We start from the raw sequence: 25,794 nt of genomic DNA on the forward strand, positions 1-25,794 counted from the left end.
AGGCAACTTAAGCTGTGACTCAAACAATGACCTGGATGTGTTTAATTTGTGGGTGGATTTATGACGAAGCGACTGGCGCGCCAGAACACGGGATTGCGGCGGGTACGCCCTGGGCCCAGGTGCCGATGAACTGGACCTGTCCCGAGTGCGGGGCGCGCAAGGAAGACTTCGAAATGGTCCAGATCTGAATGGCCGGGCCGGTTGTCTAAACAAAAGCGCGCATCGGGCGTTACCGTGCCGGTGGCGCGTTACTAGGAGCACAGTCAGTGAGTATTACCAGTTCGGGTCTCAAGGTTTTGGTCATCGACGACAGCAACACCATCCGGCGTAGCGCTGAAATATTCCTGAAGCAGGGCGGGCATGAGGTTTTGCTTGCCGAAGACGGTTTTGACGCGCTTTCCAAGGTCAATGACTACCTGCCCGACTTGATCTTCTGCGACATCCTGATGCCTCGCCTGGACGGTTACCAGACCTGCGCGATCATCAAGCGCAACCCAAAATTCTCAAATGTACCGATTGTGATGCTGTCTTCCAAAGACGGTGTTTTCGACAAGGCGAGGGGCAGGATGGTCGGTTCGCAAGACTACCTGACCAAGCCGTTTACCAAAGACCAGTTGCTGCATACCGTGCAGGAACTTGGCAGCGCAAAACAAGGAGTAGCGTGATGGCGATTAAAAAAGTTCTGATTGTGGATGACTCTAAAACGGAGTTGATGTTCATGACCGACCTGTTGGTCAAAAACGGTTTCTCCGTCAAAACCGCTGAGAACGCGGAAGATGCCTTTCGTCGGCTTGCCGAGGAAAAACCCGATCTGATCCTGATGGATGTGGTGATGCCCGGGCAGAATGGCTTCCAGCTCACGCGCGCCATCACCCGCGATCCCTTGTACGCTGACGTGCCCATTATCATGTGCACCAGCAAAAACCAGGAAACAGACCGTGTTTGGGGAATGCGCCAGGGCGCCAAAGACTACATCACCAAACCGGTGGATGCCGACGACCTGATGGCCAAAATCAAGGCGCTGGGCTGATCCCGCACCGATCCCGATAAAGCATGGCCAACCGACAAGCACTGAGAGAACTGCAAAGCCGCCTGGCCGACAGGCTGAAAGCCGCCAAAACCCAAGGTGTTTCGGCATCCTGGCTCGCCGTTGAGGCCGGTGGCGACAAATACCTGTTTCCCCTGAACCAGTCCGGAGAAATTTTCCCCTGGGTCAATGCGCAAAATGTGCCTTATACGCAGGCCTGGTTTGCCGGTGTGGCCAATTTGCGGGGAGGCTTGTACGGCGTTGTCGATCTGGCGAGTTTTGTGACCGGAAAAATGCCGCCGCCGCGCAGCGAGCTGGCGCGCACCGAGTCCCGGCTGGTTGCCCTGAACAGCGCCCTGGAAATCAACTGTGCGTTGCAGATCGACAAGCTGGCCGGGCTGCGTAACCCGGAGGCTTTCACCGACTTTGCCGAAAAAGCTGCTGACTCGCCCGAGTTTTTTGGCCACAGTTATGTCGATTCGAACGGTGCCCGTTGGCAGGAAATCAACCTGCAGCTGCTCGCCCAACAGGCCCATTTTTTGACCATCAGCGCCTAGCGCTATTACGTTTTTTCCCAGGAAGGCCTCACCATGTCTGTCATTCAGAAGCTGTTCAAAACAAAGCCTGCACCCCCCGAGGACAGCATGGATGGTGTCTCTCTGGACATGTCGGTCGATCCTCTGGCGACAGGGGCCATGGATGCTTCGGGGCGCCTGGGTGACAGTGCAGGCCCCGAAAGCCAGTCCGAGGAGGGCGCTCTCGACAACGTCGAGCGTCTGTCCTTGCCTGTCCTGGGGCGCCGGCCCATGGGCGAACATCAGCGGATTCTGGTGATTTTGCTGGCTTTTGCGGTCGTGGTGCTGGGTTCGGTGACCTTTGTTGCGCTGAATCAGGCCGACAGGGTGGCCCAACAGGTGGCGGCCACCGGACAGTCGCTGATGCAGTCGCAGCGGCTTGCGAAATCGGTGTCCCAGGCCCTGGTGGGCAGTGCCCAGGCTTTCCCCGATGTGCGCGAAAGTTCGGACGTGCTGGCCAAAACGGTTCGGGGTCTCAAGGCGGGTGATGAGTCGTTGCGGCTGGAACCGGTGGTTGCCGAGTTGCAGCCGGATGTGGACACTGTCACGCCGCTGATGGAGCGTGCCGAGAAAAATGCCTCTACCGTGATGGGCCAGCAGGCAATTCTGACGCAGGTGGGTAACGCGCTGCGAACCATTAACCGGCAGTCGTCGGACCTGCTCGAAATCGCCGAGACGGTTTCTTCGCTCAAGCTCCAACAGAACGCGGCACCGGCAGAAATTTCGGCCGCCGGCCAACTGGTGATGTTGACGCAGCGTATTGGTAAATCGGCCAACGAATTCCTGACGATGGAGGGTGTGAGCCCGGAAGCCGTGTTCCTGCTGGGCAAGGACTTGAACTCGTTCAAGGAAATTGCGCAGGGCCTGCAGGAGGGCAGCCCCGAGCTGCGCTTGGCCGGCTCCAAGGACCCGCAGACGCGGGAGCGGCTCGAAGCGCTGATGGCGCTGTATGAGCAGACCCGGGTCCAGGCCGGTGCGATTTTGGGCAACTTGCAGGGCCTGGTGTCGGCACGTGAGGCGCAGGCATCGATCATTTCAGACAGCGAAGCTTTGCGCCGCGGCCTGGAAGACATCCAGGGCAAGCTGTCCACGCAGACGGGTCTGAGTGCCGGCTCGTTGACAACGTTGGCGGTTGCTGCCGCGTTCGCCCTGCTGTGTGCTGCCGGCCTGGCCCGTTTGCAGGTGTTGGACAGCCGGCAACGCCAAGGCGTTGCTGAAAGCCAGCGGCTCGAAGCCAAAGGACAGGAGCAGGATGCCAAGCGTGTCAACGACGCCAACCAGGCCGCCATTTTGCGCTTGATGAACGAGTTGCAGACAGTGGCTGAGGGAGACCTGACCCAGGAAGCCACGGTGACCGAAGACATCACTGGCGCTATCGCCGACTCGGTGAACTACACGGTGGAGGAGTTGCGCCAGCTGGTGGGTAACGTACAAAACACGGCGACTCGGGTGGCGCAAACCACAGCCCAGGTGGAAAGTACTTCCACCGAACTGCTGGCCGCTTCGACCGAACAGCTGCGCGAAATTCGTGAAACCGGCCAGTCGGTGCTCGACATGGCGACCCGAATCAATCAGGTGTCCAGCCAGGCGCAGGAATCGTCCCAGGTGGCGCGCCAATCTCTGAGCGCTGCTGAATCGGGTCTGCAGGCCGTGCAGAACGCCATTGGCGGTATGAATTCGATCCGTGACCAGATTCAGGAAACTTCCAAGCGGATCAAACGGCTCGGCGAATCTTCCCAGGAGATTGGCGAAATCACCGAGCTGATTTCCGACATTACCGAGCAGACCAACGTGCTGGCGCTTAACGCCGCTATTCAGGCGGCATCGGCCGGTGAAGCCGGACGAGGCTTCTCCGTGGTGGCCGAGGAGGTGCAGCGGCTGGCTGAACGTTCCGCAGATGCGACGCGCCAGATTTCCGCGCTGGTGAAGGCGATTCAGACCGACACCCAGGATGCCGTGGCTGCCATGGAACGCTCGACACAGGGTGTGGTTGAAGGGGCCAAACTGTCCGACAGCGCCGGTACCGCACTGTCCGAGATTGACCTGGTGTCACGCCGGCTCGCTGACCTGATTGAACAGATTTCCGCTTCGGCTTCCCGCGAAGCTGAATCGGCCAACGTGGTGGCCGGCAACATCCAGCATATTTTCGCGGTGACGGAGCAAACCGGAGAAGGTACGCGGTCCACTGCCCAGCAGGTGCGCGACCTGTCCCGCATGGCCGAGGAGCTCAGGCAGTCGGTGTCGCGATTCAAGATCGCCTGACGCACACATGATTTGTCTTTGTCCGTGACCTCCGATTTATGAACCGGCCTGCCATCTATGCAATCGAACGCTTCGAATTCATCCCCTGCTGAGCTCGACTTGGTGGTCAATGACCTGGGTCCGCTTGCCTGGGTACTGGATGAACTTCGGAAATCCCTGGATGGTTCCGCCAAGGCCCTGAAGCGTTTTGTACGCGACGCCGAGCTGGCGCGTGGCTCCGATCTTGCCGCTCTTGACGCCAGCCAGCTCCGGATCGCACGCCAGCAGCTGCACCAGGCCGTAGGGGCGCTGGAGATGGTGGGTCTGGGTGCTCCGGCGCTGGTACTGCGTTCAATGGAAGCGGCCGTGCAGAGGTTTGTCCAGCGGCCTGAGCAATGCAACCAGGAAGCGGCTGCCAAAGTCGAGCAGGCCAGCTTCGCGTTGACCGAATACCTGGAAGGCGTGTTGGCCGACAAGCCCGTATCCGCTGTCTCGCTGTTCCCTCAGTACCGTGACGTTCAGGGGCTGGTCGGTGCAGATCGCATCCATCCGGCAGACCTCTGGATGTATGAATGGCGCTGGATGGACCCGGAGCTGCCGGTCACGGGTGAGGCTGCCCCCTACGATGACGCGTCCAGGCAATTGCTCGATCCCCTGGCGCTGAAAATTATGCGTACCGGTGATCGGCAGGCTGCCCAGAGCTTCAGGGATATGTGCCTGGGATTTGCGCAGGCCGAACCGGCTGGCGAACCGAGGGCATTCTGGAAGATTGCGGCGGGCTATTTTGAAGCACTGGCCCAGGGTTTGCTCAAGGTTGATCTCTATGTGAAACGCGGTGCATCGCGCGTTCTCCTGCAGTATGCGTCGTTTGCGAAGGGCGGCACCAACGCATCGGACCGGTTGGCGCAGGATCTGCTTTTTTTCTGTTCCCAGGCAGTGGCTGCGCGGGCCAGCGATGCACCGGTCCTGTCCGCCATCCGCGCCAGCTATGGTTTGGCCCGCTTCAAACCGGTGGACTATGAAGCGGTCCAGTTCGGCCGGTTCGACCCCGCGCTACTCGCCCAGGCGCGCAAGCGGATTGTCTCGGCCAAGGAAACCTGGTCCTCGCTGACGGCGGGGGATGTCGGCAAATTCAAGACGGTGGCTGACCAGTTCAGTCTGGTCACGGACTCGCTGGTCAAGCTGCATCCGCCGAGCGAGCCCCTGGCCATGGCGTTGTCACAAGTCATTGAGGCGACGGTTCGTTCCGGCCAGGCGCCTCCCATCGAGTTGGCGCTGGAGGTGGCTACGGCCGTGCTTTATCTCGAGGCTGCTTTTGATGACCTCGATCCCAGTGACCCGCAATTGGCCTCCCGGACGGCACGCTTGGCCCAGCGGCTCGACAGCGCCCGAAGTGGCGGCGAAGCCCAGCCACTTGAGCCCTGGATGGAAGAGTTGTACCGGCGTGTCAGCGACAAGCAGACCATGGGCAGTGTCGTGGGTGAACTGCGTATTTCCCTGAGTGAGCTTGAAAAATCGCTGGACGTGTTTTTCCGCAATCCACAGGAAAAAACGGCCCTCGCCGCAGTGCCCGGCCAGTTATCGCAGATGCGCGGTGTGCTGTCCGTCCTGGGTCTGGATCAGGCTTCCCAGGCTGTCTTGCGCATGCGCGAGAGCGTTGAGCAAATGCTTGTGACCGAAGTTGACGAGCAGCTGGCGCGTTCTGCCGGGACATTCGAGCAGTTGGGCAATAACCTTGGCGCCCTGAGCTTCCTGATCGACATGCTGAATTACCAGCCGGCGCTGGCGAAAAAGCTTTTTGTATACGACGACCTCAAGGGAGAACTCAAACCCTTGATGGGGCGCATTCACACGGCGCAGGATGCCGCTGCGGCAGTGACGGTCAACAATGAACTGTCTCAAGAGGTACTTTCGGTTGTCCAGGACGCGCAGGCAGGTGATTCCGCCGAGAACCTCAGTGTCAAACTGGACGTTCTGGCAACCCATGCAGCCCTGGCGGATCAGCCCGTTCTGGCTCAGACTGCCCGTGACGCTGCGTTGGCCGTGACCACCCAGAGCCCCCAGGCCAATGCCGGTACCTTGACCGATCTAGTGGCAGCGGCCGCGCCGGCAGCGATGCCTGAAGCGGTGCCTGCGGGCTCAACCGCTGGTGCGGACGACTTTGAAGAAGACGATCTGCGCGATATCTTTCTGGAGGAAGCGCGCGAGGTCGCCGGCCATGCCCAGTCGGCGCTTGCTGCGCTGGCTATCGAACCCGGGGATATCGGGGAACTCACGATACTGCGCCGGGCCTTCCACACGCTCAAGGGTAGCTCTCGCATGGTCGGGCTCAATGAATTCGGTGAAGCGGCATGGTCCATGGAGCAAATGCTCAATGGCTGGTTGGCGGAGCAAAAACCTTCGAATGACGAATTTCGCACGCTGTGTGTACAGGCGATGGACGGGTTTGCCGCCTGGATCGAGGATATCGCAGCGAACCGCGAAACGTCTTGGACGTCGTCGGTGTTTCGTGCAAGTGCCGATGCCATGCGAACGGAAGGACGCTTCATTCCGATCCAGAGTCCGGTTGCGCCGGTTGTAACGGCGCAGGAGCCTGCATCCCAGGCGTCGGAGCCGGACCTGGATTTTGTGTTCGAACCCGCAGCGTCTGTTGTCGAAGCGCCTTCCGCGCCTCAGGAGCCGCCGCTGGCTGAAATACAGGGCATAGACTTCGAGAGCCTGGCAGCCTTGTCGCAGCCCGGTGCCAATGCACCTGCGGCAGTGCCGGCTCCTCCTGTGGCCATGTTCGAGCTGGATCTTCCCGATCTGGCCCCTGCCACGGCAGCTGATCCGGTGGAGTTGTCGGCCAGTGACTTTGATGCGCATTTTCTGAACCAGCCTGCCAGCACAGGCGTCGTTTCCCCAGTGCCGTCGGCCTCGGCCGCATCGCCGCTGGATGTGGAAATTTTTGATTTTTCTGCGTCAGAACCCACCCAAGTGCGTGCTGCGGCCCCCGTACTGGAGGAGGTGGCTTTCGAAGATTCCGCATCGGGAGAAGCCGCCGGGGACGAACAGGTCAAGGTGATTGGTTCCTTGCGCATTGGCATTCCCCTCTACAACGTCTACCTGAATGAAGCCGATGAATGGTCCCGGCGTCTGGTCACGGAGGTGACGGAGTGGACGATGGAGACGGACCACCCCATCGGGGACTCCACCCTGGCGTTGACCCATTCCCTGGCCGGTAGCTCGGCGACGGTCGGATTTGAAGCGTTGTCTGAAATGGCGCGTGCACTTGAGAACGCCCTGCAGCAGACGCGAGTCCTGCATGGACAGGGCGGTGGCAGGCACAGCCAGCTCTTCATCAACGCAGCCGAAGACATCCGACGCCTGCTGCATCAGTTTGCAGCCGGTTTCCTCAAACAACCCGACCCGGCCATCCTGCAGGCACTGCGCGAGATCGATTTCTCCGACGAAGGCAACGAAATCGCCTTGGACATCGATAGCCAGGATGCCGTGCCAGACCGGAGCGCATCGCTGGCTGTTGAAGCACCTGCGGTGGCTGCCAGCGTTCCGCCTGCCCCTGTGGCCACCTCTGTTCCTCCACAGGGACGCCCTTTGTCGGTGACAGCCCAAGTCACTGTGAACCCGCCCCCCGCTCCGGTCGTGCCGACGGCGGCGGTTCCAGTTACGCCAGCCGCTTTCATGGCACAGCCTCCGGTTGCACCTGCGGCGGCCACAGCGCCCGCCCCTTCCGCTTTCAATGAAGACGTGGATGACGAGATCGATGCGGTTGACATGATCGATCCGGACCTGTTTCCGATTTTTGAGGAGGAGGGCTCTGAGCTGATGCCGCAATTGGGCGGTGCCCTGCGACAGTGGTCGGCGCGTCCCGACAACCATGGCGCACGCAATGAAGTGTTGCGGGCCCTGCATACGCTCAAGGGCAGTGCCCGCTTGGCGGGTGCCATGCGGCTTGGGGAAATGGCCCACAGGATCGAATCTGATATCGAGCATATGGGCTCCGACGCGGTCGCTTCACAGAACTTTGACTCGCTGCTGACTACTTTTGATGCGATGCAGGCCAATTTTGAGGCCCTGCGCCATCCGGGCGAGACGGCCCAGGCGCTGGAGCCCTTGGCTCCCCTGTCTCCACCTGTTGCTGTCGAGGCAGCGGATGTCCTGGAGGCGGCCGCAACGCCGCAGGCCGAGCCCGCTGTTGCGGCCGAGCCGGGTTCGCGCAAAGTCATGATGTCCATGGCCCAGGCCACGGCCCTGCAGCCTTTGCGTCCGGCGGCATCAGGCTCGATACGTGTGCGCTCGCAGCTGCTGGACCGCATGGTCAACCAGGCCGGCGAGGTCATGATCACACGATCGCGGCTGGAAGCCGAGCTGAACCAGCTACGGGGTTCGCTGAATGATCTGAGCGGCAACCTGAACCGTTTGCGCGCACAGCTGCGTGACGTGGAACTGCACTCGGAAACCCAGATGCAGTCGCGCCTGCAGCAGGCCAAGGAGGCGCAGCTGGGTTTTGATCCGCTGGAGTTCGACCGGTTCACGCGCGTGCAGGAACTGACCCGCATGATGGCCGAGTCGGTCAATGACGTCGCGACGGTGCAGCGCACCTTGCAGCGAACGGTGGAGGCCACCGAGGATGATCTGATTGCCCAGGCGCGCCAGACCCGCGAATTGCAGCGCGATCTGCTGCGTACCCGCATGGTGGAATTTGAAGGCATTTCCGAACGTCTCTACCGCGTGGTGCGCTTGGCTTCGAAGGAAACCGGCAAGCAGGTGCGGCTGGACTTGCAGGGCGGTACCATTGAAATGGACCGCGGCATGCTGGACCGCATGACGCCGGCATTCGAGCACCTGCTGCGCAATTGCGTGGCTCACGGCATCGAAGACATGCAGACCCGCACCGATGCGGGCAAAGATCCTAGCGGCCTGATCACCGTGAGCGTGCAGCAGTCGGGCAATGACGTGTCTGTGGAGTTCCGGGACGACGGCGCCGGCCTCAACCTGACGCGTATCCGGGAGAAAGCACTGGCCTCAGGCCTGCTCGCCGCGGGCCAGCAGATCAATGACGATGAAGCGGCCAACATGATTTTCATGCCAGGCTTCTCCACAGCCTCCCAGGTGACTGAATTGTCCGGACGCGGGATCGGCATGGACGTCGTGCGCTCGGAGGTCAACGCGCTGGGTGGCCGCATTGAAACCAGCACCGTCGCCGGCAAGGGGACCAATTTCAAGCTGGTGCTGCCGCTGACCACGGCTGTGACGCAGGTGGTTATGCTGCGTGCCGGCGGATCTTCCGTGGGGGTGCCGGCCAACGTGGTTGAAACCGTGCGCCGGATCTCGGCGAAGGATTTGCAGCAGGCCTACAACAGCGGCGTGCTGGACGTTGCGGGTGAGGCCGTTCCGTTTTTCTGGGCCGGCGCCTTGTTGCAGGTTTCCCGTCTGAGCAGCGAGCCGCAGGGCAAAACCGCGCCGGTGGTTATTTTCCGCAGTGCAGCCCAGCGGCTGGCGTTGCACGTCGATGAAGTTCTGGGCAACCAGGAGGTGGTGGTTAAAAACCTCGGGCCGCAGCTGTCGCGGTTGCCAGGTCTGGCGGGTATGTCCGTGCTGGCTTCCGGCGCGGTGGTTCTCATCTACAACCCGGTTGCTCTGGCTTTCGTTTATGGCCAGCAAGCCCGCGCTTGGAGTTCCGACAGTGCCGAACCGCACATGCTGGAGCAGTCGGGAGCCGGCGCCACGGATGGCCAGGGCTTGGCGGTTTCCTCACCGGTGCCGGCGGCGCCCCAGATTCCCTTGATTTTGGTGGTTGACGATTCCATCACCGTGCGCCGCGTGACGCAGCGCCTGTTACAGCGTGAAGGTTATCGCGTGTCCATGGCGGCCGATGGATTGCAGGCGCTTGAGCGACTCCAGGAGGAGCGTCCCACGGTGGTCCTGTCCGATATCGAAATGCCGCGCATGGACGGCTTTGACCTGGCGCGCAACATCCGCGGCGACGTTCGCCTGAGTGATCTGCCCATCATCATGATCACGTCGCGAATTGCTGAGAAGCACCGCGAACATGCGAAGGAATTGGGTGTTGACCACTACTTGGGCAAGCCTTATGCCGAAGATGAGCTCCTCAGCCTGATTCGCCATTACTGCAGCGTAGAAGCCGCCGTGTCCTAGTCCGGCGCGGAAGCCCGGATTTTTATGCAAAATCGGGCCTCAGCCCTTTCTGCATAGGCGCAAGCAGCTATTAAAAGAAGAGCAAGTCAACCCGCGGGTGATTTTCTGACGGGTGCGTATCGCTGCAGAGTCAGTGCCCGTGCTTCGTCATGCCGCACGATGGGGAGAGGATAGTTGTCGCCCAGGCGAACACCGGCACCAGCCAGCTCCAGGGGTGTGGCCAGCCAGGGGCTGTGCAGGCTGGCTCCGGACAGGCCGGCCAGCTGCGGCAGGTATTTGCGGATGAACTTTCCGTCGGCATCGAATTTCTCGCTCTGGCTCACCGGATTGAAGATGCGGAAATAAGGTTGGGCATCGCAGCCACTGCTGGAAGCCCATTGCCAGCCGCCGTTGTTGGCGGACAGGTCAAAATCGTTGAGCTGTTCGGCGAAATATTTTTCGCCCCGGCGCCAGTCGATGCCCAGGTCTTTCACCAGAAAACTGGCGGTGACCATGCGCAGACGGTTGTGCATGTAGCCGGTCTGGTTGATCTGAGCCATGGCGGCGTCAATCAGCGGGTAGCCCGTCCGGCCCTTGCACCAGGCCTGAAACAGGGTGCTGGCCCGCGGCTCCTGTTCCCAGGCGATGGCGTCGTAGGCAGGTTTGAAAGAGCGTTCGGCCACATGCGGAAAATTGCTCAGGATCTGCGCATAAAAATCGCGCCAGATCAGTTCGCTGAGCCAGACCGATGCTCCTGGATTTCCCTGGTCCCGCAGTTGCAGGGCCGCTGCCGCCAGCCGGCGGATGGAAACCGTGCCAAAGCGCAGATGCACACCCAGATAGCTCGGCCCCCTGACCGCCGGGAAGTCACGCGTGGCGTGGTACTGGTCAATGCGCGTCATGAAGTCGTCCAGCAGCTGCATGCCGCCGTGACTGCCCGTGGGAATCCTCAGCTTGGCAAAATTGGTCTGCGCAAAACCGATATCAACCAGCGCAGGCACGGCCATTCGGCAGGCCGTGGGCCTGGCGGCTAGGGCGGGCGCGTAACGCTGCACCGGGTAGGCCTTGAGGTAAAAGTCGTCCACCTTCCTGAGCCACGCGTTTTGGTAGGGCGTGAAAACACTGTACGGTTTGCCGCCCAGTGTCATGATTTCCTCGCGCTCAAAAACGACATGGTCCTTGAAACTGTGAAAGGCCTTGCCATCCGCAGCCAGCGCCTTGGCGACCACAGCGTCCCGTGCCTGCGACTGCGGTTCATCGTCGTGATTGGTAAATACCGCGTCGACAGACAGTGCTCGCGCCAGTGCAGGCAAGGCCTCCGTTGCCCGGGCGTGCTGCACGATCAAGCCGACGTTGGAACGCCCATGCGGACGGGCCAGTTCCGCCAGCTGCCGGTCCAGATCCACCAGCGACTCGCGAATGAACTCCACCCGGCGGTCAGCTCGCGGCAGCGCATCCAGAATGTCGCGGTCAAACACGAAAACGCAAAAAACCTGCCGGCATGCCTTGAGGGCGTGGTAAAGCGCTGCGTGGTCATCAACGCGCAGGTCGCGTCGAAACCACACCAGGCCATGGCTGTATTTCCTGTTCATGCGCCGGGGTTCATCAGAGGGGCGATGGGTGCTGCGGCCATCCGGCATGGCGTTGATTGCCGGCGGCTTTTTCTCCCAGCATGGGCCGGCAACGCGTAAAATTGCCCCATGGCCATGGATTCTGCATCGATCAATCTTACCCATCACTTCCTGATTGCCATGCCCGGGCTGGATGATGAGGCTTTTGCAAAAAGTGTGGTCTACATGTGCGAGCACAGTGACCGCGGCGCACTGGGGTTGGTGATCAACAAGCCCAGCGACATCAATCTTCAGGGCTTGTTCGACAAGGTGGAGCTGCCTTTGCGGCGCGGCGACCTGACCGACGCCCCGGTGTTCCAGGGTGGGCCGGTGCAGACGGAGCGCGGCTTTGTGCTCCACGAATGCATGCTGGAAGGCAGCGAATCGGCGTACGCCTCGACCATGACGATTCCGGGCGGGCTGGAGATGACCACTTCCAAGGATGTGCTGGAAGCCCTCTCGACGGGTGCCGGGCCGCGCAAGGTGTTTGTCTCCCTCGGTTACTCGGCCTGGGGGCAGGGACAGCTGGAGTCCGAGATTTCAGACAACAGCTGGCTGACCGTGGAAGCCGACCTGTCGCTGATTTTCGACACCCCGGTCGAGCAGCGCTATGACAAGGCGCTCCTGCTGCTCGGTCTGCAGAGCTGGATGCTGTCGCCCGATGCAGGGCACGCGTGATGGACGTGGCCCGGCCCGCCGTGACCACTGAGCTGCAAACATTTCTCGCTTTTGATTTTGGTCTCAAACGTACCGGCGTCGCCACCGGAAACCGGCTCACGCGCACCGCGACACCGCGGGGAAGTATTGCCGCGGAAGGTGAGGCCCGGTTCCCGGCCATCGCCCTGAAAATCAGGGAATGGCAGCCTGATGCGCTGGTGGTCGGCATTCCCTTCCATCCGGATGGCGCCAGTCATGACAACACCGCACGGGCCCGCAAGTTCGCCCGCCAGTTGCGTGGCCGTTTTGGTTTGCAGGTGTTCGAGGTCGATGAGCGCTACAGCACCACCGAAGCCCTGTCGCAGGGCGCCCCGGATGCGGATGCGGCGTCTGCCTGCATAATCCTCGAGCAGTTTTTAAGGAGTCTTTCATGACCAGCCTGACCCTGGATGCCGAAGCGCTCTACCAAGAGGTCTTGCGCAACATGCGCCAGCTTTTGACAACATACGACCACCCGCCCAGGCTGGTGGGAGTGGCTTCCGGCGGCGTCTGGCTGACCGAACGCCTGTGCGCTGACCTGGGCTTGACCGACGCACCCGGCACACTGTCTTCGGCCATGCATCGCGATGATTTTTCCCAGCGCGGCCTGTCAGCCAGCGGCCAAACCGTGCTGCCTTTCGATGTCAACGGCGCCGACCTGATCGTGCTTGACGACGTGCTTTACACCGGCCGCACCATTCGCGCAGTGCTCAACGAGCTGTTCGACTACGGCCGGCCGGCCAGCGTCAAGCTGGTGGTGCTGGTTGACCGGGGCGGTCGGGAGTTGCCGATACAGGCCGACTTTGCCGCCGCCCGGGTGGCGCTTCCGGCGTCGCAGTCATTGGCGCTGGCGCGCAGTGACGATGGCCGGTTCAGCTTCCAGGTGCAGGGGGTGACACCATGACCGCCCGCACCGACGGTTTTTCCGCCTGCATTCCTGTCGTCCTGCGAAAGGCCTGATTGTGTTGTACCGACGAAACCCGCAGCTCAACAAAAACGGTGAACTGATTCACCTGCTGTCTATTGAGGGGCTGCCCAAAGCCACCCTGACGCACATCCTGGACACCGCCGCCAATTTTGTCAGCGTCAGCGATCGCGAGGTCAAAAAGGTGCCTTTGCTGCGCGGCAAAAGTGTTTTCAATCTCTTCTTCGAAAACTCCACCCGCACCCGCACCACCTTCGAGATTGCGGCCACCCGGCTGTCGGCCGATGTGATCAATCTCGACATTGCGCGGTCGTCGGCCTCCAAAGGCGAGTCGCTGCTCGACACGATCTCCAACCTGAGTGCGATGGCGGCCGACCTGTTTGTCGTGCGCCACAGCGAATCGGGTGCGCCCTACCTGATTGCCCAGCACGTGGCACCGCATGTCCATGTGATCAATGCCGGCGATGGCCGCCATGCCCACCCCACCCAGGGCCTGCTGGACATGTACACCATCCGCCACTACAAAAAGGACTTCAGCAAGCTGACGGTGGCGATTGTCGGTGATGTGCTGCACTCGCGCGTTGCCCGTTCTGACATCCATGCATTGACCACGCTGGGCTGCCCGGAAGTCCGGGTCGTCGGTCCTAAAACCCTGGTGCCGGCCGACATGGCACAGATGGGTGTGCGCGTGTGCCACACCCTGGAGGAAGGCATCAAGGGAGCCGATGTGGTGATCATGCTCAGGCTCCAGAACGAACGCATGTCTGGGGCCCTGCTGCCCAGCAGCCACGAATTTTTCAAGAGTTTTGGGTTGACCAACGAGAAGCTGCAGCTGGCCAAACCGGACGCCATCGTCATGCATCCCGGCCCGATCAACCGCGGCGTCGAAATCGACTCAGCGGTGGTCGATGGCGCGCAAAGCGTGATCCTGCCGCAGGTCACTTTTGGTATCGCCGTGCGTATGGCGGTGATGAGCATTGTTGCCGGGAACGAAGCATGAATATGAGCCCCCACGCTTGTCGTTTTGCGCGCTCCGGAGAAAAAGCATGAAGATACTCATTAAAAACGGGCGCGTCATTGATCCGGCCTCTGGCCTTGACGAAAAGGGCGATGTGGCGATTGCCGCCGGCCGTATCCTGTCGCTGAAAAATGCGGTTTCTGACTTTGCGCCCAACCGCATCATCGATGCAACGGGTTGCATCGTTGCGCCCGGTCTGATAGACCTGTCAGCCCGCCTGCGCGAGCCCGGCTACGAACATGAGGGCATGCTCGAGAGCGAACTCGCGGCGGCCGTTGCCGGCGGCGTCACCAGCCTGGTGTGCCCGCCCGACACCGACCCGGTGCTCGACGAGCCCGGACTTGTCGAGATGCTCAAGTTCCGCGCCGAAAAGCTGCACCAGTCGCGGGTATTTCCGCTGGGCGCGCTGACGCGTGCCTTGCAGGGCGAAGCGCTGACGGAGATGGTCGAGCTGACGGAGGCCGGCTGTGTCGGGTTCAGCCAGGCCGAAGTGCCGCTGGCCAACGCCCAGGTGCTGTTGCGTGCCCTGCAATATGCCGCCAGTTTTGGCTACACCGTCTGGCTGCGTCCGCAGGACAGCTGGCTGGGGGGCGGCGTGGCAGCCAGCGGCGCACTGGCGACCCGCCTGGGCCTGAGTGGTGTTCCCGTGGTGGCTGAAACCATTGCGCTGCATACGCTGTTCGAGCTGGTGCGGGTGACCGGTGCTCGTGTGCACGTCTGCCGCATCAGCAGTGCGGCGGGCGTGGCCCTGCTCGCCAAGGCGAAGGCAGATGGCCTGGGCGTCACCGCTGATGTCAGCATCAACAGCCTGCACCTGACCGACACCGATATTGGCTACTTTGACAGCCGCATGCGCCTGAATCCGCCGCTGCGTCAGCAGCGTGACCGCGATGCGCTGCGCCAGGCACTGCTTGACGGCACCATCGACGCGCTGGTATCTGACCACACCCCGGTCGAAGCTGATGCGAAGACGCTTCCTTTCGCCGAGGCCGAACCGGGCGCTACCGGGTTGGAGCTATTGCTGGGCCTGGCATGCAAATGGGGCGAGGACAGCGGGGTGGGCCTGTCGCGCGCGCTGGCCGTACTGACCAGCGAACCGGCCCGGATACTGGGCGGGGCCTTGGGCAGCTTTCAAGCCAGCGCCGGGCAACTGGTCAAGGGCGGTGTGGCTGACGTCTGTGTGTTCGACCCGCAGTCCGAATGGACAGTCCAGCTCGACACCTTGCGCAGCCAGGGCAAACACACGCCGTTTTCCGGCTACCAGCTGCCAGCCCGCGTGCGCTGGACGCTGGTGGGCGGGCAAGTCGCGTACGAGGCCTGAGCGGGATGCGGCAGGTGAGGGCGGCAGGTCGCCTGTTGCGCGCCCTGGCGCATATTGCAGGTGGCATATGGACCATCCTGACGCTGTTTCCCCGGCTCGGACAGCCTGCGAAGGAAGCACGGGTTCAGGTCTGGGCGATGGCGATGTTGAGGCTGGTTGGCATCGAATTGGCTGTCAGGGGGACACCCGTGGCAGACGGCCCGGGGCTTCTGGTGGCCAACCACCTGTCCTGGCTGGACATTGTGGTGTTGCATGCTTCGCGCTATTGCCGGTTCATCTCCAAGTCGGACATCAAACACTGGCCGCTGGTCGGCACGCTCGCCGGTGGTGCGGGTACCCTGTACATCGAGCGCGAATCGCGGCGCGATGCACACCGCGTCGTCCATCACATGGCCGAACGGTTGAAGCTTGGCGATGTGCTCGCTGTTTTTCCGGAAGGAACAACTGGCGACGGCACGAAGCTCAAACCCTTTCATGCCAATTTGCTGCAGGCAGCCATCGTGACGGACGCGCCGGTGCAGCCGGTGGCGCTGCGCTTCGTGGACGCCGGTACGGGGCAGACCAGTTTTGCACCGCGCTATATCGATGATGATTCGATTTTCGTGTCGATCTGGGAAACACTGAATGTCGGTCACCTGCGCGCGGAGGTCGTTTTCGGGGAACCGCAGCGTTGCCAGGGGCGTGACAGGCGTACCTGGGCGGCCGATCTGCAAAAGGAAGTGGAGCGTCTGCTGCGCGAGGGGCGTTGACAGCTTGCTGACGACGCTAGTCGCGCCGGAAAGTGACGACGTGGTCGACCTCGGCGCGAATCCCTATCCATTCGCCAAGCGCATGGTCGTGGTGCGAGGGCACATGTGCCATCAGGGTTTCGCCGCTTTTGAGCTGAAGCGTGTATAAAAATTCCGAGCCGCGAAAGGCCTTGCGCAGAATCTGCGCTTTCACCGGGGCGGCATCGTCGTGCACGATGTCATCGGCGCGCAGCAGCACGTCGCACAAACCATCGGGGTAGGCGCTGGGCAGCGGGCATTCCAGCATATCGCTCAGATCGCCCAGGGCCGTGTGGACCACCACGTTGTCGCCCCGCTGGGTGATCTGGGCGTGCGTGAAGACGCCATGCCCGATGAAGTCGGCCACAAAACGGGTTGCCGGCCGGTGGTACAGCTCATAGGCCTCATCCCACTGATGCAGCTGGCCTTCATGCATGACGCCGATCCGGTCACCGATGGCAAAGGCCTCGAGCTGGTCGTGCGTCACGAACAGCGCCGTGGCACCGGCCAGTTTCAAAATACCACGCACCTCATGCGCCAGGCGTTCGCGCAGGTCTACGTCCAGGTTGGAAAAGGGTTCGTCCAGCAGCAGCAGGCGCGGCTTCGGGGCCAGTGCGCGTGCCAGGGCCACGCGTTGTTGCTGGCCGCCTGACAGTTCATGCGGGAAACGTTTCTGTGCCTTGCCGAGGCCGACCATCTCCAGCACCTCGCCGACGCGTTCCTGGCGCTCTGCAGGCTTGAGGTGTGCCAGGCCAAAAGCCACGTTGCGGCCCACATCCAGGTGCGGGAACAGGGCGTAGTCCTGAAACACCATGCCGATGCGGCGCTGTTCCGCAGGCACATGCTGCTTGCCGCTGCTGACGACTTCCTGTGCCAGCGAAATGGCGCCGTCCTGGGCACGCTCCAGGCCGGCCACGGCTCGCAGCAGGGTGGTTTTTCCGCAGCCGGAAGGGCCGATCAACACGCCAATTTCCCCGGCGCGCAGGCCCAACGATACATCGTTGACGGCCGGGCCGGAGCGGCCCGCGTAATGCACCACCAGGTGGGAAAGTTCCAGGAACATGGTTGCAATTGTAGATGCTTACAATTCTCATTTGCACTCGCCCGGTCGCCGGGTGTGCGAACGGTTATGGGTACCCGGCCTGATCGGCGAAAAGCCACTCTTCTTTTTGGACTTCATGCTTCGTCGCCTCATCCCGCCTGTCCTGCTGTTTCTGCTGATGGCTGTGCTCACGCTGCCGGTGCTGGCGGTGATGCTGTCCTGGCTGGAGCTGGACAACCAGTCCCTGCCCATCCTGCGGGAGATGCTGCAAACGGTTCTGCCCGAATACGCCTTCACTTCCGTGCTGCTGTGCCTGGCCGTGGGCTTGGGGGTGGCGCTGGTCGGCATGGGGACGGCGTGTGCGGTAACGCTGTTTGAGTTTCCAGGTCGGCGGTTCTTTGCGTGGGCGCTGCTGCTGCCGCTGGCCATGCCGGCCTATGTGGTAGCTTATGCCTACACCGACTTCCTGCAATACGCAGGGCCCTTGCAGGGCTGGCTGCGTGCGGGCTTCGGGCTGGAAGGCCGGGTACTGCCTGAAATTCGCAGCCTGGGCGGGGCCGTGCTGGTTTTCACGGTCACGCTTTATCCCTATGTGTACCTGCTGGCGCGCACCGCACTTTCCGAGCGGGCGGTGCATTTGATGGAAGCTGCCCGCCTGCTCGGCGCGCCCCTGCCGCGCCGTATTCGCGAAGTGGCCTTGCCGTTGGCCCGGCCGGCTGTGGCGGCTGGCGTTGCGCTTGCGCTGATGGAGACGCTGGCCGACTTTGGTGTGTCCAGCTACTTCGGCATCCAGACCTTCACCGCCGGCATCTACAAGGCCTGGCTGGCCATGGACAACCGCCTCGCAGCGGCCCAGCTGGCCACGGTGCTGCTGCTGACCGTGGCCGTTTTGCTGAAGATCGAACACCACGCGCAAAAGCGCATGCGGTTTGCCGGCAGCCGCGGCGGACGCGCCGGTGCCGCGGATGCTGCGCCGGCTCCTTTGCGCGGCATGCGCGCCGGTCTGGCGTGGGCCTTGTGTGCGCTACCGATAGCGCTCGGGTTTTTCCTGCCGGTGCTGTTCATATTGCGTCCGCTCATTGCCGGTTGGGGCCAGTTGCCGTGGACGCAGTTTGCACGCTGGTCGCTGAACAGCGTGAGTCTGGGCGGCCTGAGTGCCGTGCTGGCGACCGGCGTGGCGCTGGGTTTGAGCTTTGCCTTGCGCCGTCAGCCCCGCTTCCTGACGCGTGCTGCTGCGCAGCTGGCGAGCCTGGGCTACGCGGTGCCGGGTGCGGTCATCGTGGTCGGCCTGCTGTTGCCTGTGGGCTGGCTGCAGGCCGCGGCGCCTCAAACGTCCGCGGGCTACTGGATCACCGGGACGGCGCTGGGCATTGTCTGGGCTTACCTCGTGCGCTTCACCGCGGTGGCACTGCAGTCCGTGCAAAGCGGCTACTCGCGGATACCTGCCAGTTTTGATGACAGCGCACACATGCTGGGTGTCACCGGCACCGGTTTGCTGGCCAGGGTGCATTGGCCTCTTCTCAAACGGTCCGTGGGTGCCGCTGCCTTACTGGTGTTTGTCGATGTGATGAAGGAGTTGCCTGCCACCCTGGTGCTGCGCCCTTTCAACAGCGACACGCTGGCGGTGGTGACCTACCAGCTCGCCCGCGACGAGCGGCTCGGCGAGGCGGCCCTGCCTGCGCTGGCCCTGGTGCTGGTGGGTTTGCTGCCTGTGCTGTTGCTGGGGCGCTCATTGCGAACGCGCTAGCAGAGAGGCGCAGCTCCCGCATTTTCAGGGGCGTTCCAGGCCTTCCGCGGCTGTAGGCAGTCACCTACGCCTGCCGCCCCTGCGTGCCTACCCGTCTGCGAAACGGGTGCTTTAGATTGGAGTTCCCAGCCGCAGGGGTGTTCGACTCATGCGGCATACATCCATATCAAGGAGCCACCATGAACCAAGATCGTATCGAAGGCAACTGGACGCAGTTCAAGGGCAAAGTCAAGGAACAGTGGGGCAAGCTCACCGACGATGACCTCGACATCATCGCCGGCAAGCGCGACCAATTGCTCGGCCGCATCCAGGAACGCCACGGCATTGCCCGGGACGAGGCCGAGAAGCAGCTCAACGCTTTCCAGGAACGCAATCCCACCAATTTCTTCGAACGCTACTGAGTGAGCCCTGGCTCGTTCCGGGCCGGCATCCATTCCAAAACATCAACTTCATCCAAAGAGGAAACCATCATGAAATCGAAACTCATCATGTTGACGCTGGCGGCAAGTTGCGTCTTCGCCGGAAATGCGATGGCGCTGACCAAGCAAGAGTACAAGGCGCAGAAAGACCATGTGGAAGCCGACTACAAGGCCAGCCGCGAAAAATGCGCTACCTTGTCCGCCAATGCCAAGGATATCTGCCAGGCTGAAGCCAAGGGCGCTGAAAAAGTGGCCAAAGCCGAGCTGGAGGCCCAGTACAAGCCTGGTCCACGCCAGGACCAGAAAGTCCTTGATGCCAAAGCCGACGCTGCCTACGAACTCGCCAAGGAAAAATGCGACGACATGGCGGGCAACACCAAGGATGTGTGCATGAAAGACGCCAAGGCTGCCCGCACTTCCGCCAAGGCGGATGCCAAGGTCAGCAGGGCCAGTGCCGACGCCAATAAGGACAAGGCCGGCGCCATGGCAGATGCCAAAAAAGACGCGGCGAGTGACAAAAATGACGCGCAATACAAGGCAGCGAAGGAACGTTGCGATGCGATGTCCGGCAATGCCAAGGACGCTTGCCAGAACGACGCCAAGGCAAAGTTCGGCATGAAGTAAGACTGTCAGGAATCAGCAAGTTTGCCCTCGTTCGCCAAATTCCCGGACCTGCCACGCAGGGCCGGGTTTTTTTTATTTCTTGGTGAAATTGGCCTCTAACCCTTATCTGTCGAGCGCAGGCAGCTATATTTTTTATAGCGTTCGACATGGTGATTTGGTTGCAGGCAGGGTGGACGGCCAGGTGGGGCAGCCGCATGCGCCGGAACTGCTTAAAATCGCAGCATCCAAGGACACACGCATGCACATCGACAAAGAGCTAGATACCCGCGGGCTGAATTGCCCCTTGCCCATCCTGAAGGCCAAAAAGGCCCTGGCCGAGATGAGCAGCGGTCAGTTGCTCCGCGTGGTTTCGACCGACGCCGGTTCGACACGCGACTTCATGGCGTTTGCCAAGCAGACCGGCAACGAACTGGTCGAGCAGCAGACGGAGGGCGGCGACTTCATCCACGTGCTCAAGCGCCGCTAAGGCGACGCCCTGGTAGCAGGCCTAATCGCTGAGGGCGACCAGATTTTCTTTCCTGCGTTCCTTGCCTGACCAGCCGATCTGCAGGTTTTCGAGGTAGTTCCTGAAATAAGCACCCACTTCGGAATGTTGCAGGGCCAGCTCGACCGTGGCCTCCAGGAAGCCTTCCTTGCTGCCGCAGTCATACCGCTTGCCGCTGTATTGGTAGGCATAAACACCTTCCTCGGCCATCAGCCCCGCAATGCCGTCGGTGAGCTGGATTTCCCCTCCCACGCCGGTAGGCTGGCTGCGAATATGCCTGAAAACGGCAGGCGTCAGGATGTAGCGCCCGGCCACCCCCATGCGTGAGGGCGCGACTTCCGGCGCAGGCTTTTCCACCATCTTGATGACTTTCATCAGGCCGTCGACGACGGGCTCCGTGGCCACGATACCGTAGCGTCTGGTTTGCTCCAGCGGTACTTCCTGCACCGCCAGGATGGATTGCTGGATCTGCTCAAATTTGGCGGCCATTTGCGCCAGGACCGGAGGTTTGCCCACCATCAGGTCGTCAGCCAGCAGGACTGCAAAAGGTTCGTCGCCGACCAGATGCTCGGCGCACAGCACTGCATGGCCCAAGCCCAGTGAACGCGGCTGGCGCACATAGGAGAAATCCATGTCGCCAGGGTTCATGGAGCGGACGAGTTCCAACAGGTGGTGCTTCTTGGCGGCCTCGAGCTCGGTTTCAAGTTCATAGGCAGTATCGAAGTGATCTTCGATGGCCCGTTTATTGCGTCCTGTAACAAAAATCATGTGGCGTATGCCAGCTGCGTAGGCTTCTTCCACCGCGTACTGGATCAGCGGCTTGTCCACGACGGGTAGCATTTCCTTGGGCTGGGCTTTGGTGGCAGGCAAAAACCGCGTTCCAAGACCAGCAACCGGGAAAACCGCCTTCTTTAAAGTTGTGACTTTTTTCATTTACGTGTGTTGGGAATGGGGCTAGAGTGTTGCGTTGCTGACACATTGTCAGAAGCAGGACAGAAAAGAATAACAGTAAACAAGGGCGCTGCGTGGACATCTTACTTCTTGATGCATTGGTTCCAGAAGCTATGGCTTGGCTTGAAACCCGGCACAGCGTGGAATACCGTCCCGAACTGGCGGACGATCTGGTGGTGCTGCGCAAGGCCGCCTACAAGAGCCGCGGCATCGTGTTTCCGCGGCAAACCGTCGTTACCCGCGAATTCCTCGACTTCATGCCCAAGCTCAAGGCGGTTGGCCGGCTGCATGTGGGGACCGACAACACCGACTTGGAGGCTTGCAAGGAGCGCGGCATCAAGGTCATCCATGCCAGCAGTGCCAATGTGCGCTCCAACGCCGAATACCTGCTGAGCAGCCTGCTGCTGCTCTATCGCCGCGGCGTTGTGTCGGCGCTGATGGGCAAGCGCCATCCGTCCACCCAGATGGGCCGCGAGCTGCATGGCAGCACGGTGGGCATTCTGGGGCTGGCTCCGACCGCGCACACGCTGGCGGGCATGCTGACGGGCCTGGGCGTGCGTTTAATCGGTTATGACCCGGCGGTCCACCATACCGCGCCCATCTGGGAGCGTTTGCGCATTCAGCCCGTGACCCTGACCGAACTGGTGAGCCAGTCCGATGCGGTGTCGGTGCAGATGCTGTACGCCGCCCGTTTTCGCAGTTTCGTCAACGACAAGCTGCTGGCTGCCTGTAAACACGGGCAGCTGTGGGTAGGCATCAGCCGCAGTGCGCTGTTTGACGAAACCGCTCTGGCGGCAGCCCTGTGCGATGGCCGCATCGAGGCCTGCATCCTGGATGGCGCCGAGGACAACTTCACGCGCGATGGCTCCCCCGTTCGGGGGCTGAAAAACCTGTTCATCACACCGCGCCTGGGTTCACATACCCGCGAGGCGCGCCTGCGTTCGAGCTGGTATGTGGCGCACCGCATGCATGAAGCCATCATGGCCGGGCGGCAGCGCAATGCAGATTCCGTGCTCAGCGCCCCCATGGACCTGGAGTTGCCCGGCGCCGTGTCGCCTTCCCAGTGGTCTGAGCCGGAGTTCGTGGCCCGGTAGACGTGGCCCCCACGTTCGCTCACTGCGTGTAGCTCTCTGCCCCCCCGAGGGGGCCGCTGCGCCTGCGGGCCGGCCAAGCCGGACCCGCGGCCCCTGCTTGAATGGATCCCCCGCGCTCGGCAGGGTGGTCTTAGTTGAGCCGAGCCAACTGTTCGCGGATTTTTTCCAGCGTCGCGGTGAACTCGGTCAAGCGCTTGCGTTCCTGCTCCAGCACGGCCGGCGGCACCTTGGTCACAAAAGCCTCGTTGGCGAGTTTGGCTTTGACCTTGACCAGTTCGCCTTCCAGCCGGGTCGCTTCCTTGCCCAGCCGCGTTTTTTCTGCGGCAACATCCACTTCCATGTGCAGGCACACGCGTGCCTCGCCAACTACGGCGACGGGTGCCGCCTGGGCCGCAGTGGCCCATTCGGCTTCGCTTTCAAACACCTTGACTTCGCTGAGCTTGGCCAGCGCCTTGATCACGGGCGCCGACTGGTTCATGAAGGCGCTGTCGCCCACCACGAACAGCGGCAGCCGCGTGGCCGGCGACACCTTCATTTCGCCGCGCAGGTTGCGGCAGGCGTCCACCAGTGTCTTGAGCTTGGCCACATGCGCTTCGGCCTGCGCATCGATTTTGGCGGCCTGGCTTTGCGGGTAAGCGGACTGGCCGATGTACTCGCCTTTTTTCAGCCCCGCCACCGGGGCAACCTTTTGCCACAGCTCTTCGGTGATGAAAGGAACCACGGGATGCGCCAGGCGCAGGATGGCTTCCAGCGTGCGGATCAGTGTGCGGCGTGTGGCGCGCTGTTCGGCCGGCGTGCCGTTCTGGATCTGCACCTTGGCAATCTCCAGGTACCAGTCACAGAACTCGTCCCAGACAAACTGGTAAATGCTGCCGGCCACGTTGTCGAGGCGGTACTCGGCAAACCCTTTGGCCACATCGGCTTCCACACGTTGCAGCGTCGATGAAATCCAGCGGTCCGCCTGCGAGAAGGTCAGGTAGTTGTGGAACTCGGCACCGGGTGCGCATTGTTCCTTGGTGTGCTCGGCAAGTCCGCAGTCCTGGCCTTCGCAATTCATCAGCGTGAAGCGTGTGGCATTCCAGAGCTTGTTGCAGAAGTTGCGGTAGCCCTCGCAGCGCTTGCTGTCAAAGTTGATGCTGCGGCCCAGGCTGGCCAGCGAGGCAAAGGTGAAACGCAACGCGTCGGCGCCGTAGGCTGGAATGCCCGCCGGAAATTCCTTTTCGGTGTTCTTGCGCACTTGCGGCGCTGTTTCCGGTTTGCGCAGGCCTTGCGAGCGCTTGTCGAGCAGCGGCGCCAGTTCAATACCATCGATCAGGTCCACCGGGTCCAGCACGTTGCCTTCGGACTTGCTCATTTTTTTGCCCTGCGCATCTTTCACCAGGCCGTGGATGTAAACATGGTGGAAGGGCACCTGGCCAGTGAAATGCGTGGTCATCATGATCATCCGCGCGACCCAGAAGAAGATGATGTCGTAGCCCGTGACGAGCACGCTGGACGGCAAAAAGAGATCCAGCTCTTTCGTTTTCTCGGGCCAGCCCAGTGAGGAGAAGGGCACGAGCGCTGACGAGTACCAGGTGTCGAGCACGTCTTCGTCACGGCGCAGGGTTTTGCCCGGGGCCTGTGCTTGTGCTGCAGCTTCGTTTTCCGCGACGTACACCTTGCCGTCTTCGTCGTACCAGGCCGGAATCTGGTGGCCCCACCAGAGCTGGCGCGAGATGCACCAGTCCTGGATGTTGCCCATCCACTGGTTGTAGGTGTTGACCCACTGCTCGGGGACAAACTTCACCGCGCCGCTCTCGACAGCGTCAATCGCTTTTCGTGCGATGGACTTGCCCGTGGGGTCCTGGTCGCTGACCTTGGTCATCGCAACAAACCACTGGTCGGTCAACATGGGCTCGATGACCTGGCCGGTGCGGGCGCAGCGCGGCACCATGAGCTTGTGTTTTTTGACTTCGACCAGGAGGCCCTGGGCTTCGAGGTCGGCCACCACAGCCTTGCGTGCCACGAAGCGGTCCATGCCGCGGTATTTCTCAGGTGCGTTGTCGTTGATGGCTGCGTCGAGCGTCAGCACGCCGATCATGGGCAACTGATGGCGTTGTCCGACTGCATAGTCATTGGTGTCGTGCGCCGGCGTGACCTTCACCACGCCGGTACCGAAGGCCTTGTCCACGTAGTCATCGGCAATCACCGGAATGTCGCGGTCGCACAGCGGCAGCTTCACGAACTTGCCGATCAGGTGCTTGTAGCGTTCATCTTCCGGATGCACCATCACCGCCACGTCGCCCAGCATGGTTTCAGGACGCGTTGTGGCGACTGTCAGCGAACCGGTGCCGTCAACCAAGGGGTAAGAGATGTGCCAGAGGAAACCGTCTTCCTCTTCGCTTTCAACTTCCAGATCCGACACGGCGGATTTGAGGATTGGGTCCCAGTTGACCAGACGCTTGCCGCGGTAGATCAGGCCCTGTTCGTACAGCTGCACAAAGGTCGAGGTGACCACTTTGGACATCTTCGGGTCCATCGTGAAGTACTCATGCTTCCAGGCCACCGAATCGCCCATGCGGCGCATCTGGCGCGTGATGGTGGTGCCCGACTCTTCCTTCCACTCCCACACCTTTTCGGCAAACTTTTCGCGGCCCAGGTCATGCCGGCTTTTGCCTTCGCCCTGCAGCTTGCGCTCCACGACGATTTGTGTGGCAATGCCTGCGTGGTCGGTGCCTGGCACCCACAGCGTGTTGTGGCCGCGCATGCGGTGGTAACGCGTCAGCGAATCCATGATGGTCTGATTGAAGGCGTGGCCCATGTGCAGGGTGCCGGTCACATTGGGCGGCGGCAACTGAATGGAAAAAGAGGGTTTCGCGGCGTCTAGCGTCGGCTCGTACAAACCGCTGGCTTCCCACAGCGGTGCCCACTGGCGCTCGATGGCGGCGGGTTCGAAGGATTTGGCCAGGCTGTCCAGCCCCGGCGTGGGAACGGTCACCCGTGCGCTCGGGGTGTCGGCGGCGAGGGCTGCGGGCGTGGGCTTGGCGGAATCAGTCATGGGGCAATGAAAAACGGCATCGCTCGGATGCCGCCTTGGGTTGGAGGAACTCCCCCGATTTTATTCGACCGGCCTGCC

The 25,794-nt window shown here is 61.7% G+C and carries 21 protein-coding genes; 17 read left to right on the top strand and 4 right to left on the bottom strand.

What is annotated here, in order from left to right; all coding sequences use genetic code 11:
* Nucleotides 1–26: 26 nt before the first annotated feature.
* The 6 genes from WA904_RS11910 (at nucleotide 27) to WA904_RS11935 (ending at nucleotide 10,002) form a co-directional block, all read left to right on the top strand.
* On the top strand, nucleotides 27–188 hold the full coding sequence (locus WA904_RS11910; protein WP_170954847.1) for a rubredoxin: 162 nt from the start codon (nucleotides 27–29) through the stop codon (nucleotides 186–188).
* Nucleotides 189–266: 78 nt separating this feature from the next.
* Complete coding sequence (locus WA904_RS11915) at nucleotides 267–665, top strand: response regulator (RefSeq protein WP_096699843.1); 399 nt, start codon at nucleotides 267–269, stop codon at nucleotides 663–665.
* Entirely contained in the window at nucleotides 665–1,030 is a 366-nt protein-coding gene (locus tag WA904_RS11920) for a response regulator transcription factor (protein ID WP_348065588.1), read from the top strand. Before WA904_RS11915 ends, WA904_RS11920 begins: the two co-directional genes overlap by 1 nt.
* A 23-nt stretch (nucleotides 1,031–1,053) precedes the next feature.
* Nucleotides 1,054–1,584: a chemotaxis protein CheW gene (locus WA904_RS11925; RefSeq protein WP_425197336.1), complete on the top strand. Its 531-nt coding sequence runs from the start codon at nucleotides 1,054–1,056 to the stop codon at nucleotides 1,582–1,584.
* 33 nt (nucleotides 1,585–1,617) lie between these two features.
* Nucleotides 1,618–3,864: a methyl-accepting chemotaxis protein gene (locus WA904_RS11930; RefSeq protein WP_425197337.1), complete on the top strand. Its 2,247-nt coding sequence runs from the start codon at nucleotides 1,618–1,620 to the stop codon at nucleotides 3,862–3,864.
* 57 nt (nucleotides 3,865–3,921) lie between these two features.
* A complete protein-coding gene (locus WA904_RS11935; RefSeq protein ID WP_425197338.1) occupies nucleotides 3,922–10,002 on the top strand; it encodes an Hpt domain-containing protein in 6,081 nt (2,026 codons plus the stop codon).
* 86 nt (nucleotides 10,003–10,088) lie between these two features.
* On the opposite strand, the gene WA904_RS11940 is transcribed toward WA904_RS11935, so the two are convergent.
* Nucleotides 10,089–11,573: a cryptochrome/photolyase family protein gene (locus WA904_RS11940; RefSeq protein WP_425197339.1), complete on the bottom strand. Its 1,485-nt coding sequence runs from the start codon at nucleotides 11,571–11,573 to the stop codon at nucleotides 10,089–10,091.
* A 108-nt stretch (nucleotides 11,574–11,681) separates the two neighbouring features.
* On the opposite strand from WA904_RS11940, the gene WA904_RS11945 reads away from it, so the two are divergent.
* Genes WA904_RS11945 through WA904_RS11970 form a run of 6 tightly spaced genes read left to right on the top strand, consistent with a single transcriptional unit; the run spans nucleotide 11,682 to nucleotide 16,300 of the window.
* A complete protein-coding gene (locus WA904_RS11945) occupies nucleotides 11,682–12,269 on the top strand; it encodes a YqgE/AlgH family protein (RefSeq protein ID WP_425197340.1) in 588 nt (195 codons plus the stop codon).
* Entirely contained in the window at nucleotides 12,269–12,682 is a 414-nt protein-coding gene (ruvX, locus tag WA904_RS11950; RefSeq protein ID WP_425197341.1) for a Holliday junction resolvase RuvX, read from the top strand. Before WA904_RS11945 ends, ruvX begins: the two co-directional genes overlap by 1 nt.
* Nucleotides 12,679–13,191, top strand: coding sequence for a bifunctional pyr operon transcriptional regulator/uracil phosphoribosyltransferase PyrR (gene pyrR, locus WA904_RS11955; RefSeq protein ID WP_425197342.1), 513 nt, complete (start codon nucleotides 12,679–12,681; stop codon nucleotides 13,189–13,191). Before ruvX ends, pyrR begins: the two co-directional genes overlap by 4 nt.
* 58 nt (nucleotides 13,192–13,249) lie before the next feature.
* The gene (locus WA904_RS11960) at nucleotides 13,250–14,212 is read left to right on the top strand and encodes an aspartate carbamoyltransferase catalytic subunit (protein WP_425197343.1); all 963 of its coding nucleotides are present in this window, start codon (nucleotides 13,250–13,252) and stop codon (nucleotides 14,210–14,212) included.
* Nucleotides 14,213–14,258: 46 nt separating this feature from the next.
* Nucleotides 14,259–15,551: a dihydroorotase gene (locus tag WA904_RS11965; protein WP_425197344.1), complete on the top strand. Its 1,293-nt coding sequence runs from the start codon at nucleotides 14,259–14,261 to the stop codon at nucleotides 15,549–15,551.
* 5 nt (nucleotides 15,552–15,556) lie between these two features.
* Complete coding sequence (locus WA904_RS11970; protein ID WP_425197345.1) at nucleotides 15,557–16,300, top strand: lysophospholipid acyltransferase family protein; 744 nt, start codon at nucleotides 15,557–15,559, stop codon at nucleotides 16,298–16,300.
* Nucleotides 16,301–16,316: 16 nt separating this feature from the next.
* On the opposite strand, the gene WA904_RS11975 is transcribed toward WA904_RS11970, so the two are convergent.
* Entirely contained in the window at nucleotides 16,317–17,381 is a 1,065-nt protein-coding gene (locus WA904_RS11975) for an ABC transporter ATP-binding protein (RefSeq protein WP_425197346.1), read from the bottom strand.
* 115 nt (nucleotides 17,382–17,496) lie between these two features.
* On the opposite strand from WA904_RS11975, the gene WA904_RS11980 reads away from it, so the two are divergent.
* From WA904_RS11980 to WA904_RS11995, 4 genes are all read left to right on the top strand, one after another.
* Nucleotides 17,497–19,107 (top strand): ABC transporter permease, encoded by a 1,611-nt coding sequence (locus tag WA904_RS11980; protein WP_425197347.1) that lies wholly within the window; start codon nucleotides 17,497–17,499, stop codon nucleotides 19,105–19,107.
* A gap of 179 nt (nucleotides 19,108–19,286) precedes the next feature.
* A complete protein-coding gene (locus WA904_RS11985) occupies nucleotides 19,287–19,508 on the top strand; it encodes a CsbD family protein (RefSeq protein WP_425197348.1) in 222 nt (73 codons plus the stop codon).
* A 69-nt stretch (nucleotides 19,509–19,577) separates the two neighbouring features.
* Nucleotides 19,578–20,150 carry a hypothetical protein gene (locus WA904_RS11990; protein ID WP_425197349.1) on the top strand — a complete coding sequence of 191 codons (573 nt, stop codon included), beginning with the start codon at nucleotides 19,578–19,580 and terminating at the stop codon, nucleotides 20,148–20,150.
* Nucleotides 20,151–20,388: 238 nt separating this feature from the next.
* Nucleotides 20,389–20,616 carry a sulfurtransferase TusA family protein gene (locus tag WA904_RS11995; protein ID WP_348065616.1) on the top strand — a complete coding sequence of 76 codons (228 nt, stop codon included), beginning with the start codon at nucleotides 20,389–20,391 and terminating at the stop codon, nucleotides 20,614–20,616.
* Between the two features lie 21 nt (nucleotides 20,617–20,637).
* On the opposite strand, the gene galU is transcribed toward WA904_RS11995, so the two are convergent.
* Complete coding sequence (galU, locus tag WA904_RS12000; protein ID WP_425197350.1) at nucleotides 20,638–21,567, bottom strand: UTP--glucose-1-phosphate uridylyltransferase GalU; 930 nt, start codon at nucleotides 21,565–21,567, stop codon at nucleotides 20,638–20,640.
* A gap of 92 nt (nucleotides 21,568–21,659) precedes the next feature.
* Here galU and WA904_RS12005 point away from each other — a divergent pair, with 92 nt between their 5' ends.
* The gene (locus tag WA904_RS12005; protein WP_425197351.1) at nucleotides 21,660–22,679 is read left to right on the top strand and encodes an NAD(P)-dependent oxidoreductase; all 1,020 of its coding nucleotides are present in this window, start codon (nucleotides 21,660–21,662) and stop codon (nucleotides 22,677–22,679) included.
* 130 nt (nucleotides 22,680–22,809) lie between these two features.
* Here the strand turns inward: WA904_RS12005 and WA904_RS12010 are convergent, their stop codons facing one another.
* On the bottom strand, nucleotides 22,810–25,716 hold the full coding sequence (locus tag WA904_RS12010; RefSeq protein WP_425197352.1) for a valine--tRNA ligase: 2,907 nt from the start codon (nucleotides 25,714–25,716) through the stop codon (nucleotides 22,810–22,812).
* Nucleotides 25,717–25,794: the final 78 nt, after the last annotated feature.

This window comes from Polaromonas sp., assembly GCF_049790275.1.
In the GTDB taxonomy this organism is placed as follows: domain Bacteria; phylum Pseudomonadota; class Gammaproteobacteria; order Burkholderiales; family Burkholderiaceae_C; genus Polaromonas.

What these genes read in the sequence shown, in the direction of transcription:
- WA904_RS11910 (WP_170954847.1), top strand. Translation starts at nt 27, where the DNA reads ATGACCTGGATGTGTTTAATTTGTGGGTGGATTTATGACGAAGCGACT.
- WA904_RS11920 (WP_348065588.1), top strand. Translation starts at nt 665, where the DNA reads ATGGCGATTAAAAAAGTTCTGATTGTGGATGACTCTAAAACGGAGTTG.
- WA904_RS11925 (WP_425197336.1), top strand. Translation starts at nt 1,054, where the DNA reads ATGGCCAACCGACAAGCACTGAGAGAACTGCAAAGCCGCCTGGCCGAC.
- WA904_RS11930 (WP_425197337.1), top strand. Translation starts at nt 1,618, where the DNA reads ATGTCTGTCATTCAGAAGCTGTTCAAAACAAAGCCTGCACCCCCCGAG.
- WA904_RS11935 (WP_425197338.1), top strand. Translation starts at nt 3,922, where the DNA reads ATGCAATCGAACGCTTCGAATTCATCCCCTGCTGAGCTCGACTTGGTG.
- WA904_RS11940 (WP_425197339.1), bottom strand. Translation starts at nt 11,573, where the DNA reads ATGAACAGGAAATACAGCCATGGCCTGGTGTGGTTTCGACGCGACCTG.
- WA904_RS11945 (WP_425197340.1), top strand. Translation starts at nt 11,682, where the DNA reads ATGGCCATGGATTCTGCATCGATCAATCTTACCCATCACTTCCTGATT.
- ruvX (WP_425197341.1), top strand. Translation starts at nt 12,269, where the DNA reads ATGGACGTGGCCCGGCCCGCCGTGACCACTGAGCTGCAAACATTTCTC.
- pyrR (WP_425197342.1), top strand. Translation starts at nt 12,679, where the DNA reads ATGACCAGCCTGACCCTGGATGCCGAAGCGCTCTACCAAGAGGTCTTG.
- WA904_RS11965 (WP_425197344.1), top strand. Translation starts at nt 14,259, where the DNA reads ATGAAGATACTCATTAAAAACGGGCGCGTCATTGATCCGGCCTCTGGC.
- WA904_RS11970 (WP_425197345.1), top strand. Translation starts at nt 15,557, where the DNA reads ATGCGGCAGGTGAGGGCGGCAGGTCGCCTGTTGCGCGCCCTGGCGCAT.
- WA904_RS11975 (WP_425197346.1), bottom strand. Translation starts at nt 17,381, where the DNA reads ATGTTCCTGGAACTTTCCCACCTGGTGGTGCATTACGCGGGCCGCTCC.
- WA904_RS11980 (WP_425197347.1), top strand. Translation starts at nt 17,497, where the DNA reads ATGCTTCGTCGCCTCATCCCGCCTGTCCTGCTGTTTCTGCTGATGGCT.
- WA904_RS11985 (WP_425197348.1), top strand. Translation starts at nt 19,287, where the DNA reads ATGAACCAAGATCGTATCGAAGGCAACTGGACGCAGTTCAAGGGCAAA.
- WA904_RS11990 (WP_425197349.1), top strand. Translation starts at nt 19,578, where the DNA reads ATGAAATCGAAACTCATCATGTTGACGCTGGCGGCAAGTTGCGTCTTC.
- WA904_RS11995 (WP_348065616.1), top strand. Translation starts at nt 20,389, where the DNA reads ATGCACATCGACAAAGAGCTAGATACCCGCGGGCTGAATTGCCCCTTG.
- galU (WP_425197350.1), bottom strand. Translation starts at nt 21,567, where the DNA reads ATGAAAAAAGTCACAACTTTAAAGAAGGCGGTTTTCCCGGTTGCTGGT.
- WA904_RS12010 (WP_425197352.1), bottom strand. Translation starts at nt 25,716, where the DNA reads ATGACTGATTCCGCCAAGCCCACGCCCGCAGCCCTCGCCGCCGACACC.